This window comes from Paenibacillus pabuli (assembly GCF_039831995.1).
Lineage (GTDB): Bacteria > Bacillota > Bacilli > Paenibacillales > Paenibacillaceae > Paenibacillus > Paenibacillus pabuli_C.
This window is the reverse complement of sequence record NZ_JBDOIO010000003.1, coordinates 1,923,931-1,936,205: the sequence shown is the minus strand read 5'-3', so window position 1 is coordinate 1,936,205 and position 12,275 is coordinate 1,923,931. Positions and strand designations below refer to the sequence as shown.

At 47.5% G+C, this 12,275-nt stretch carries 10 protein-coding genes; 5 read left to right on the top strand and 5 right to left on the bottom strand.

Features of this window, described 5'->3' with window-relative positions; all coding sequences use genetic code 11:
* Window positions 1-13: 13 nt before the first annotated feature.
* The gene (locus ABGV42_RS10630; protein WP_347381631.1) at window positions 14-1,771 is read right to left on the bottom strand and encodes a cache domain-containing sensor histidine kinase; all 1,758 of its coding nucleotides are present in this window, start codon (window positions 1,769-1,771) and stop codon (window positions 14-16) included.
* Window positions 1,772-1,994: 223 nt separating this feature from the next.
* Here ABGV42_RS10630 and ABGV42_RS10625 point away from each other — a divergent pair, with 223 nt between their 5' ends.
* From ABGV42_RS10625 to ABGV42_RS10610, 4 genes are all read left to right on the top strand, one after another.
* Window positions 1,995-2,951, top strand: a complete 957-nt coding sequence (locus tag ABGV42_RS10625; protein WP_347381630.1) for an ABC transporter permease — start codon at window positions 1,995-1,997, stop codon at window positions 2,949-2,951.
* Between the two features lie 24 nt (window positions 2,952-2,975).
* The gene (locus ABGV42_RS10620) at window positions 2,976-3,866 is read left to right on the top strand and encodes a carbohydrate ABC transporter permease (RefSeq protein ID WP_347381629.1); all 891 of its coding nucleotides are present in this window, start codon (window positions 2,976-2,978) and stop codon (window positions 3,864-3,866) included.
* 125 nt (window positions 3,867-3,991) lie between these two features.
* The gene (locus ABGV42_RS10615) at window positions 3,992-5,602 is read left to right on the top strand and encodes an extracellular solute-binding protein (protein WP_347381628.1); all 1,611 of its coding nucleotides are present in this window, start codon (window positions 3,992-3,994) and stop codon (window positions 5,600-5,602) included.
* A gap of 142 nt (window positions 5,603-5,744) precedes the next feature.
* Window positions 5,745-6,632, top strand: coding sequence for a divergent polysaccharide deacetylase family protein (locus ABGV42_RS10610; RefSeq protein WP_347381627.1), 888 nt, complete (start codon window positions 5,745-5,747; stop codon window positions 6,630-6,632).
* On the opposite strand, the gene ABGV42_RS10605 is transcribed toward ABGV42_RS10610, so the two are convergent.
* Entirely contained in the window at window positions 6,607-7,368 is a 762-nt protein-coding gene (locus tag ABGV42_RS10605; protein ID WP_347381626.1) for an N-acetylmuramoyl-L-alanine amidase, read from the bottom strand. The two genes, ABGV42_RS10610 and ABGV42_RS10605, sit on opposite strands and share 26 nt — an antisense overlap.
* A gap of 218 nt (window positions 7,369-7,586) precedes the next feature.
* Here ABGV42_RS10605 and ABGV42_RS10600 point away from each other — a divergent pair, with 218 nt between their 5' ends.
* Window positions 7,587-7,814, top strand: coding sequence for a YqzE family protein (locus tag ABGV42_RS10600; RefSeq protein WP_431523610.1), 228 nt, complete (start codon window positions 7,587-7,589; stop codon window positions 7,812-7,814).
* 92 nt (window positions 7,815-7,906) lie between these two features.
* On the opposite strand, the gene ABGV42_RS10595 is transcribed toward ABGV42_RS10600, so the two are convergent.
* From ABGV42_RS10595 to ABGV42_RS10585, 3 genes are all read right to left on the bottom strand, one after another.
* Complete coding sequence (locus ABGV42_RS10595; RefSeq protein ID WP_347381625.1) at window positions 7,907-8,962, bottom strand: hypothetical protein; 1,056 nt, start codon at window positions 8,960-8,962, stop codon at window positions 7,907-7,909.
* A gap of 189 nt (window positions 8,963-9,151) precedes the next feature.
* The gene (locus tag ABGV42_RS10590; protein WP_347381624.1) at window positions 9,152-10,402 is read right to left on the bottom strand and encodes a YqhG family protein; all 1,251 of its coding nucleotides are present in this window, start codon (window positions 10,400-10,402) and stop codon (window positions 9,152-9,154) included.
* A gap of 2 nt (window positions 10,403-10,404) precedes the next feature.
* Window positions 10,405-12,165, bottom strand: a complete 1,761-nt coding sequence (locus ABGV42_RS10585; protein WP_347381623.1) for a DEAD/DEAH box helicase — start codon at window positions 12,163-12,165, stop codon at window positions 10,405-10,407.
* Between the last annotated feature and the right edge of the window lie 110 nt (window positions 12,166-12,275).

The window sequence follows — 12,275 nt, the reverse complement described above, 5'->3', positions numbered from 1 at the left end:
GCATTCATGATTGTTATACATGGTCTTTTTGTGGAAGGATGATTTGCACGGTCGTCCCCGCACCCAACCTGCTGTACACCTTGACACCGTAATTCTCGCCGAACTTCAGCTTAATCCGCCGGTCCACGTTGGAGATGCCATACCCCCGTCCTGGTTTGTCTTCAAGCAGAGATAGAAGGGTTTCACGGGACATGCCCATACCGTCATCCATGACAGAGAGAATAATCAAATCATTTCGGGCGACCCCTTTGATATGAATATTGAGCGGTCTTTCCTGATTCCAGACGGCATGAATAATCGCATTCTCAACAAATGGCTGCAGAGCAAGCTTAACCGTGGAGTAGGGTAAAATCGTTTGATCAATGGTATAGATAAAATTTAACTGCCCCTTGAAGCGGATCAACTGAATGGCATTGTAGCTTTGGGTTAGCTTTAACTCCTCGTTTATGGTCAGAACGCTTTTTCCTTTGTTCAGGGATATCCGATAAAACTTGGCGAGATTCAACACCATCTCCTGAATTTGCGGATCCTGATGTTTAATCGCGAGAGAAGAGATCGAGCCCAGTGTGTTATACAGAAAATGGGGGTTGATCTGGGCTTGCAGAAGATCGAGCTCGGCTTCCTTGCTCTGCAGCTCCTTCTGATATACCTCCGTGATGAGACTTCTCAACCGGGTTGTCATTTGCTGGAATGCGAAGTGAAGCTGGCCAATCTCATCACTGCCCAATTGTTCCTCTTGTGTTGAAGTAAAGTCCCCGCGTTCAATCCGGCGAATCATTCGAATTAAGGTTCTGATGCGTTTGCTGAACAGAGAAGCCGTAATATAAATCAGCAGCAGGGCCACACCAATAAAGGCAAGTGACACTTTAATAATAAGCTGAGACAGTGATTTGGCATCTTTAATAATACTTTCATAAGGGAAGATGGAGACGGTCTTCCAGCCATTTTTCAACGTGTTATAAACGGCAAGTGCCTTGACGCCCTGATAGGTCGTGTCGAATCTGCCGGATAGAGAGTCATTAAAGTGTTGATCAAGCAGTTCCGGCAGCCGGGTGTTAATTAATTTTTTGTCCGCAGAAGATAAAATGACGCCTTTGTCATTCATGATAAAGATGTCTTTGCCTCCGGCTTCCTTTTCCATTAATGAATAGATGACAGACTCGGAAATTTGGAATACCAGCATCCCGTACGGATATTGATTGCTGTTATTGTTAAGCAGCCTCGCAAGGGTAAACATGGCGGGACCGTTCTCCGTTTGCGGGGAGGAGAGGTGAATGATATTACCGTACGACTGCTGCAGCTTCTGGTACAGCTCGGTTTCCTGAACTTCAGGTGTAACGGGCTTGATATAGTAGTTATCTTTGGGCAGAGACGGGTTGTTGGAATAAATGAATGCGCTATCAAAATCAGGGTAGGCAGCCATAATGGTATCGATGCGATTGCCAATGTAATTATAAACATCCAGATAGGAAGGATCATCCTGATACTCTGTCGTCAGGTAATTGGCTAGTCGATTATCCAAATAAATGGAGGCTGAAATATGTTCATAGCTATCCAATTTGTTCTCCAGGTTTTTGGCAATCTGGGCGGTTGAATTCATCATGTTAATGTAAAGCTGTTCCGTCAGCTTGGATTTGGTAAGTTCGAACGAAAAATAAACCAGCAGCATCATCGGAATAATGGTGACCAGGACAAAAACAAGAAAGAGCTTGGATCTGAAGCTTAAATCAACAAAAGGCATGTAAATATATTTTTTGTAAAATGGACGCATGGAGCAGCCCTCTCTCAATGGAAAGTGATTACATAGAGTTCATCATAGCAGACCAAATATTGAAATCCAATAACGGTTTTCACCGAAAACATCTTTAAAAAGCGGCATTTATCGGAGAATTGAAGTATGGAAAGCAAGCGCTATCAAAATTAAGATAAAAAGGTAATCAGCTGAATCTGAATCAGGCCAATCATGATGGTATAAAGAAAGGGGAGGGCATCTGATGCATAAGGTAAGCGCTATCAAAACAGTCAGGAGCAATAATCTGATCAGCAGACTTAAAGAACAAAAATGGTTATTCGTGCTTATGCTGCCTGCCTTCATTGCAACCTTGCTGTTTTCCTATGGTCCCATGTTCGGACTGTATATGGCATTTACGAATTATCAGCCGGGAGGGGAGTCTTTTTTTAGGCAGTTTTTTCATGCAGAGTTTGTAGGCTTCCGATGGTTCGAGTATTTCTTCACAACAGGTGATTTCTATCGGGTTATGCGCAATACACTCGCAACGAGCTTGCTCACACTGTTGTTCGGGTTTCCTGCGCCAATCATCCTTGCGCTTGTCCTGAATGAAGCCAGACAGGGATTTTTCAAACGCTTTGTACAGACGGTATCGTATTTGCCCCATTTTATCTCATGGGTTATTGCCGCCAATATTGTCATTACGCTGCTGGCTTCGGACGGTATGCTCAATAATATCCTGGTGCTGTTGGGAATTGTGGATGATCCGATTGCCTTTATGCAAAACGGACCTTTGTTCTGGTGGATCATTGCCCTGTCCAACATGTGGAAAGAGATGGGTTTCAGTGCAATTATGTATCTGGCCGCCATTTCCTCGATTAATCCTGAGCTCTATGAAGCCGCCAGGGTGGATGGTGCAAGCAGATTTAAGCAAATGTGGCATATTACCCTGCCGGCCTTGCGTCCAACCATTGTTATATTGGCTATTCTAGCGGTCGGCGGAATTCTGAACGCGGGCTTTGAACAGCAGTATCTCCTGCAAAACAACACCGTGCTTGAATATTCGGAAGTCATCGATATTTATGCCTACAAGTATGGCTTACAAAACAGCATGTTTTCATACGGAGCTGCCGTTGGGATGTTCAAATCCGTCGTTGCTTTCATACTCGTTGTCATTGTGAACCGGATCTCAAGAAAAGTGAATGATCAGGCGTTGTTCTAATTAAGAAGGAAAGGAGTGCTCACGATGATATTGAACCGATTCGGTGATGGAATATTTAAATTTTTTGTATATCTCATTCTGATTCTGGTGTTACTGGTTACATTTCTGCCTTTTTGGAATATACTTGTCCTCTCCTTGAATAGCGCGGAGGATACGGTTCGGGGTGGGGTCTACTTGTGGCCACGCGTGCCAACCTTGGACAGCTACAGCCAGATTTTGAAAGACAGTGAGATTTTGAACGGGCTGTGGGTCACAGTCAAACGAACGCTGATTGGTGCGCCGCTTTCGGTGCTGGTTATCACGATGCTGGCTTATCCGCTGAGCAGGCGGAATTTGGTGGGGCGTAAGGGCTGGAATTTGTACTTCATATTCACCATGTATTTTGGCGGCGGATTAATTCCCTATTACATGGTGCTCAAAGCACTGAACATGATTGATACGTTCTCCGTCTTCATTCTGCCCAGTCTGATGAATGTGTTTTACATGATTATTGTACGAACGTTCATGGAGCAGCTTCCTCATGAGATTGAGGAATCAGCCAAGGTGGACGGAGCTAATGATCTTACGATTTTTTTCCGAATTGTCATGCCGCTGACCACACCTGTGCTTGCGACGGTTGGATTATTCCAGGCCATCGGACACTGGAACTCCTGGTTTGACTCTTATGCATTCACGTACAGCTCGGACTTAAAAACCTTGCAAGCCGTACTTGTCAAAATCCTGAGCCAGTTTCAGACCGGTGGGATGGTCTCGCAAACGCAAATGCTGGCCAACTCAGCCAAGCGGAATGCTGTGTCGAGTGACACCATACGAATGGCTGCAACGATGGTTGCAACGTTACCGATCATTCTCGTCTATCCGTTTTTGCAGAAGTATTTTGTCAAAGGCATGACGCTCGGTGCAGTAAAGAGTTAATCATTCCTGGTCTGGTTGTCGGAAGAGATCTTCTCGGCGCACTCCTGAAAGGGGGTGGTACAGCTTATTGGTTGCTCCATTATACAAGGTAAGTAACTTATTCATTGGGAGGAATTAGGGTGTCAATGAAAAAGAAAAAAACATGGATGGTCATGGGTATGACTGTAGCATTAGTCGTAGGGTTGCTGGCGGGATGTTCTTCTAGTGAGGGGACAGAGGGTGCGGGTACAGACAAAAAAGGTGCTGAACAAGGCCCCATCACGTTGACCTGGTTTGATGGAAATACCAAAGGTGAGCCATTTACCGATGCTGTTGCACAGCAAATCACCGAACAAACCGGAATAGAGATTTCCATACAGCAGCCAACGGGAAACCCGACGGAGAAGCTGAGTTTGATGCTGGCGAGTGGAGATTACCCCGATGTCGTGGTCATGAGCCGGGGAGATGCTTCTCTGGACAAATATATTTCTAGCGGAGCCTTCATTCCGCTCGATGAGTTAATCGAGGAATATGGAGCAGATTTGAAGGAAATGTACGGGGACACGTTGACCAAGACACGTTATACGGACGGCAAAAACTACTACCTGGCAAACTGGTATGGACTTGACAGTGATCCGGTCTTCGGCATGCTGATGAGGCAAAGCCTGCTGGAAGAGCTTGCGCCTGATAAAGCGGATGGATCCGTGCCGCTCACGACGGACGAGTTTGAAGCACTTCTTAAACAATTCAAACAAAAATACAATACGATTGACGGCAAAGAGTCGGTTCCCATGACGATGAATGGAGAGAATATGGGGGCGAATCTGGGTACCTTCAAAGGCATGTGGGGTTTAAAAACCTATTACGATAATAATGGTAGATTGCAATATGATGTCAAGGATCCTAAATATCGTGAAATGCTGTTATATATGAATCGTTTATATAGAGAAGGTCTGATCGAGAAGGAATTCGCCATTAGCAAAACACAAACATGGATTCAGAAGCTCACGACAGGTGCGGTATTCTCCACACCAGGCGCGTACTGGGACCCGGGCAACGGCAATGCCGCACTGAAAAAGGATGGCGGAGAGAAAAATCAGTTATTCGCTTATAAAGTCGTAGCTCCTGGTGTGGATCCGGCCCAAACAACCTTTGGACCGAGAAGTTCGCTCGGATGGGATGCCATCGCCATTACCAAAAATAATAAACACCCGGAAGAAACGATGAAGCTGTTCAATTATTTGGCGAGTGATGAAGGACAGCATCTGCTCCTATGGGGCAAGGAAGGCGAACAATACACCATGGTGGATGGCAAGCGCCAACCGGATCCTGCTTTCCTGCAGAGCTTCAAGGACAATTGGGATGAAACGGTGAAAACAAGCGGGGTTCGCAAATGGCTGTGGTTTATTAAAAATGGGTTGGATCCGAATGGACAGCCGTATGACATGGCTGTTAAATACCAGCGCAGCGAAGTCGATGAATTGGCCATCAAGAGCCTGGGCGATTCGGTATGGGATACCGCTGAGTACGATAACCTCAATCCTGATGGGGGAACACCGGAAGCTCTGACAGCACAAAAGGTCAAGGATATTATGGACCAGAGCATTACGAGAGCTATTATTGCCCCGACGGAAGCAGAAGCAAATTCCATATTCGACAAAATGCTTGAGGATATGAAAAAGGCAGGGGATGAAAGAGTGGAGGATATTATCAACCAGAAATACGCTCAGCGGATGGAGTTATGGGGAACCAAGTAAGCCGCGCGGATTGATGATATAGCAGAGGGGCTCTCCTAAAGGGAGGGCCTCTTCTTTTGCATGGAGCAGGCTTTTTTTGTCTAACATAATCCTTCTTCATTGTTCAAATAATGAGGGGAACGAACAAAGGAGGGAACGATGGATGAAAAAGGGCGAACGAACAGGTCGGTCCAATACATGGACGATTCGAACTGCATTATTGCTGGTGAGTATGCTGTTTATTATTTATGGACTGAACTCGTTTACCCGTAGTGCAGAAGCACTGGTCACAGAACCTGCTCAGCCGGCGGTAATGACTCAGTCCGAATCACAGCCTAAACGAATGGCGATCATTATTGATGATGCGGGCAACGATATGAAAGGTACTGCGGAAATATTGGACATCCCAGTCAAGCTGACACTTGCCGTCATGCCATTCTTGCCAACCACAAAAAAAGACGCTGCCGCTGCACATGAGAAAGGGATGGATGTGATCGTGCACATGCCAATGGAACCCAAATCGGGAAGACCCGAATGGCTCGGTCCGGGTGCGATCACATCCAGTCTCACGGACGAGGAAGTCCGCGAACGAGTGGAGAAAGCCATCGATGATGTTCCCTACGCCATTGGCATGAACAATCATATGGGCTCTAAAGTAACTTCAGACAAACGCATCATGTCTATTGTGCTCGATGTTTGCCGGGAGCGAGGACTGTTTTTTGTAGACAGCCGCACCAATTTTCGTTCGGTTGTGGGTGAACTCGCAATATCCAAAAACATGCCTCCTGTCGGCAATGATATTTTCCTGGACGACCGGAATTCGAAGCCGCATATTCGCCAGCAGATGGAATTGGCAGCCAAGCGTGCTGTCGAGAAGAATATATGCGTTGTCATAGGGCATGTTGGTCAGACGGGGCTAAATACATCCAGCGTTGTTCGCGAATCCGTTACCCGGCTGCAGGGTGAGATTGAGTTTGTTGGCATCGGTGATCTGGTGCGTGAAGTTTGGCACTGGCATGCTGCCCCTACACTACCGACAAATAATAAATAATGCCTTCCGCAATGGACTGGGCAATGCGTTTCTGCTCTGCGGGATCATTCATCATGGCCCGGTCCTTGGCATTGCTCAGAAATCCGGTTTCAACGATAACGGCTGGCTGTTTAATCTGATTCAGCAGGTAAAAAGGCTTGCCCCAAACAACTCCGCGCCGAGTGCCAAACAGATGATTAAGCTCGGTCTGGATGGAGTCTGCCAGAAGGTAGCTCCGGCCTTCATTCTGGTAAAGGACAACCGGTCCCCTTGTAGACGATTTGGGACTCCAGTTCCCATGGATGCTGACCACAATATCCGTGCTTACTTCTTCACTAAGGCTCTTGCGCTGCGCCAGATCCCTGCGATGTCGGGATCTGCTGTTCAGCCAGCGATTTTCGTCACTAAGTGCATAATCACCAAGCCGGTTAATGATGACAGCATATCCTTTGCTGCGAAGCAGGAGGTATACCTTTTGACTGATCGCCAGATTGACGTCTTTTTCAAGCACTCCATGATCTGACGTACCACCGTCAATACCGCCATGTCCCACATCCAGCAGAATTACTGGAGCTGCAAAAGCATGGTGCGTTGAACGATAACTGTCACCATCCGTTACAGGCAGCAGAGAAGGACTCACAGACTTTTGGTTGGGGTGGGATGATGGAATTGCCGCGGAGATGGCTTGTGCAGGTGACATAAGTATAGAGTTAAACCCGATCATCCATGCCGCGAATGCAGCCAGCAGTTTAACCATGAGTATGCACGCTCCTTCTTGTCATAGGCATCTCATGCCATAGCGTATTTTGATGGATACCTTTGGCATTAGACTGTGCAATCCTGGTTATTTCATACTTCCAACAGCAAAAAAAATGTTTATGCGAGATCAGTTCTGCACACAATAGAGGTATCTTAAGCCTGCGCATTACAGTTGAGCAATTTGACATATATGCTCAGGTACAAAGGAGGCAGAGAATGATGGCCAAAAGTGATGAGCTGGTAAAGTACATTACGCAGCGCGTTGTTCATTTTATGGATACACCAAAGGAAGAACGGAAAGGGCGCTCCAAAGTAAAGGAGCCTTGGGCGATGAAGTGGTTTGGCATGCTCCCCTTTGCCGTATCGTTGTGGGTAGGAAAAAAGGAAAAAGATCTAAATCCACGTGGAGAGATGCAGAAGCGAAGCTCTTCAGGCAAAGGATAATCTTTTTTTAGGCAAACAATACAAAGACGCATTCCTGATTCGAAAATCAGAGGAAGGCGTCTTATTTGTATTTGCTCGAGTCTGAACATATCTCATGGCTTGAAAATATAAAAATGACCATCCTCTATCAAAGTGTCAATAGGAACGAAACGTCTTACGGAAGAATGTCCCCCAATCGCTACGTATTCGATTTGCTCCGAACGGTCATCATTTCTCCAGACCTGATATCCGCTGACAGGAAGAGGGCCTCCATATAATATATTGTCATCTGCTGAAAAGACGATTGCCTGTTGGTTTGTCCACTGCTGAATCAATGGCTGCAAACTGGTTACAGGGACAGCTTTGGAAGTAATCCATAAAAGATTATCTGCAGGATCAAAATCCGGTTGCACGTAGATCGGATCAGCTGAGAAGGATGGGACATTGGATCGTTCAGCTGATCTGGATTGGAGTTGTACAGTCACGGGCAGCGTTGAAGATAGAGTTGGTGTTTGTTCATCCTGAGATTTACGCTCCATGGCCTCCACAACACCGTTCGGTAATGTGTCGCCGTTGGTTGCATCAATATAGATAATATCAGCACCCGATTGCTCCACTTGCCAATACGCAAGAAGGGGGAATGCATATCGTAATTGGATATTTCCTCCACGTGATAATTCCTTCAGATCCACATGATGCCGTTGAAGAGATTGCTGGAGCAGAGAGAGGTCATAAGGATTGTGTTCTCCCTGTCCGTACTCGCTAAGCTGCAATTTTCCTTTAAGGTTAGCTGTAATGATCAAATATCCGACACGTGACCCATCGATATGAGCGTTTACAAGCCAGCTGTGCGTTCCGGGACCGAGAGGAGAAAAGTCGAGCTGCGCACTGTTCCAGCCTTGGTCCGTATTTTGTAAGGACCCCAGGGCCTTAACCTGTTGAAGGGCAAACTGCTGAACAGCAACAGGAGCAAGCTTGCCGGATAAATGGGAATCATCGCTTCTTGCCGTCGTTAATTGGAAGGAAAGTTCTGTAGTGCTTGCATGCAAACTTAAAATATCTTCTGCTTGCAATGATGTAGACAAAGTCGTTAAACCCAAAAGGCACATGGCACTTACGCCTGCAACTCGGCGGATCATGTGCCATGGTCTATGAAAGTTTCGGTTCATAACATCACCTTCTTTTCTGGAGTACATCATGACGAACTCATGACGAACGGGGACGATTATTCGCAGCATGATCGCTTCTAGCTTCATTCTAGTGGACAAGCCATGCAAAGGTTGCTGCAACCTGTCGGGTGGCTGCTCATGAATAAACACTACTTTTGCCGTCATTTGCTGGAAAAGTAGTGTCTACGTCTATCTTAAATGAAACATGCCGCTGCTTATGGCGGTAACCTTCACTTTGGGTTCATATTGCCAGATCATTTCTGTCCGGCGGGTTTCGTATTGCAGTTTCATCGCTTCACGGTCCAGTACCGCCTGGCGGGCCTTCTCCTGCTCGGAATCTGTTTCTTCATCCACGGGGACGGCCTGTTCAGCAGCAAGTTCGGTGTCCGAGCGAGACTCCAATCCACCCGTGCCTGCGGATATTCGATTCACAGGATGAATACGGGAGTGATCCGTCGCAATAGGCTGAATCCCTATGGAATTTGTCATGGGTTCTTGCCCGGTGGAAGCAGAATCACGACCAGCTCCTGTGACATCATCAGCTGGCTCGACCTCAGGTGTATCCTCTCTCAGTACTGCTTCATAGTACGCATCAACCACAGCAAGTTCCAAGTCCAGTCGTGCCCTGGCCTGCTCAGCCCATCCATAGTCCAGTTCCAGCAGACGCCTTGTGAGATGTGTCTCCAGCGCAATTCCGGCATCCGATAGCGATACCTTGGCTGTCTGGACATGCATGTTCTCAGCCAGTCTTGGGCTAAGGTCTCGCCGGTTCAGCTTGGAACCGAACTTTTCAATAATTTCACCAGTGCGAAGGGAGATGCCAAGAAAATGAAGCTCCTCCCGTTTCAAATCACAGGCAAATTCCACTTTGAAACATACGCCGAGCCACGGCTCGTATACAGCTGGTGCTGCAGCGCGCAGCTGACGTTTGGGGGCCTGCTCAAACAGATTTACAAAAGCGCCGCCTTCACGGGCTGCCTCAAAGATCTGCTGCAGTCTGCGACTGCCATAGACGACATCTTCACGCAGGATGCGGCCGGGTCCGAGCTGCGGCAGAGCTGGAGTAATTCCGAAATAGCGGCCAAGAATGGTTTCTTTAGGTGCATCTGCTCCTGAACCGGAACCTGCGCTACCTGGGCCGACAGGGCCACTCTGACTTGCGGAAAGCGGGGGCGACGCTTGTGCTGCTCTGGCTTCTGCAGCCTCGATGGCTTGCTGATGTGCTGCCGGATCAAATACGAACGTAAAGGACATCGTCTCAGCCGGAGCTCCGGTACGCTCCACAAATCCCCAATAGTACGGACGATTGGTTAACGCCTTGTCCGCTTCCGGCGATAGTTTTACCGTTATATGTGCAGGAGAACGCTCCATGATCTGGCATTCCATTGCTTCAAGATATGTTGTCACATAGGCTTGCACTTCTTGGGGTGACATGGTCATGGTCAGTGTCCTCCTTTGCCCAGATCCAGAAGGGAGACAGACGGCACTTCATCGGCGACTTCACGCTGAATGGAATTCAGCGATTGTCCAAGCGAATCCATTTTGCGGCGAATGTCATCTTCATTTTGGGATTCGAGCATGATCTTATAGAGACTTTTTTCGATAGATTCCTTTTTCTCCAGCCGTTCCAGGATAACATCCAGTCCGCCTATGACCATCTCGAACATGTTGATCTTTTCATGCAGTAGATTCAGGATATGTTCCTCAATCGTGCCAGTCGTCGACAGATTGTAGATGTTGACGTCATTTTGCTGTCCCAGCCGATGTACCCGGCCAATTCGCTGCTCTACGCGCATGGGGTTCCAGGGCAGGTCGAAGTTAATCATGTGATGGCAAAATTGAAGGTTAATGCCTTCACCACCGGCTTCAGTTGCGATCATGGCCTGGACACGGCCTCGGAACAGGTCCATCATCCAGTCCTTTTTCCCCCGGTTCATGCCGCCGCGATATGGAACAGCGGTGAGTCCGTTGTTGCGAAAATAATTCAGAAGATACTCCTGCGTGGCCCGGTACTCGGTGAAAATGATGACTTTCTCATTCATGTTTCGAATCAGTTCCATCGTTTTCTCGGCCTTCGTATTTTCCTTAATGGCCTTGATATGGGCAACCAGCTCCCAGATTTTGTCCCGGAGCGGAGAGTCAAGCGGGAGCTTTTTGGACAGGTTGACCAGCGTAACAAATACAGCATCCCGACTGCTGCACACTTCCCGCTGCAGCGTAACAAGCGAGAGCATGCTGCTGAGATTTCCTCCAGCTTCCTGATATTGATCTTTAACAAAGGAGGTTACCCCGTCATAGAGCGCCTGTTCTTCAGGCGATAGCTGCAGATTCACGTTGGAAACATTCCGTTTGGTGAACTGTACAGGACCTTCGCCGCGGCGGTTCCGGATCATGACTTTGGACAATTCGTCCTTGAGCTGTTCCTGATTTTTGGGAATTCGCTTATCCACAACGAAGTTGGCAGCAAAGTCACCCTGACGACCCAACTGGCCCGGTTTGAGCAAGTTAATCAGATTGAACAGCTCGCTCATGTCATTTTGTACCGGTGTTGCGGTCAGCAGCAGACAATATTTTTTTCGCAGTTTCAGCATGAATTGATAATTGGTCGTTTTTTTATTTTTTAGTTTGTGGGCTTCGTCGATAATGATCATGTCATAATCCGTACTCAGCAAAATCTCCTTATGCGGATCTCGCTTCGCTGTATCCATGGAAGCCACAACCACTTCATTTTGCCAGGAATAGGCCTTTTTTTGCGCAACTGCGGGAATGCCAAACTTCGAATTCAGCTCTCGTACCCACTGAAGCACAAGGGATGCAGGCACGAGAATGAGCACCTTGGATACGAGACCGCGGACCATATATTCTTTCAAAATCAGACCTGCTTCTATTGTTTTTCCCAGACCGACCTCATCGGCAAGAATGGCACGGCCTGACATTTCAAATAATACTTTGCGAGCAGTGTCCATCTGGTGCGGAAGCGGGGTGAGTCCCTGCAAATGCTTCAGACACTGTATTTCATCAAAATTGGGAATGAGATTGGTCTCCTCCGCTTGAATGCCAAGCTGAAAGAGTCTGTAATCCCCCCAAGGCCCGCCTTTATCGAGCCGCGACTCCAGTTGGGTCAACCAGCTGCGATCGAATTCTAGCGGAACGGGCAGTTCTGCTGCAGGTTGATTCATGTGAAGCGGATGTTTCCGGTTCATGGTGATGCCTCCCCTGCCATACATGATGACGTTTTATTCGTAGGTCATAGTATGGACGAATGAGAGGCAGTTCATAACCAGCCTTTCAATAAGGTGCGAATTCGGATAGT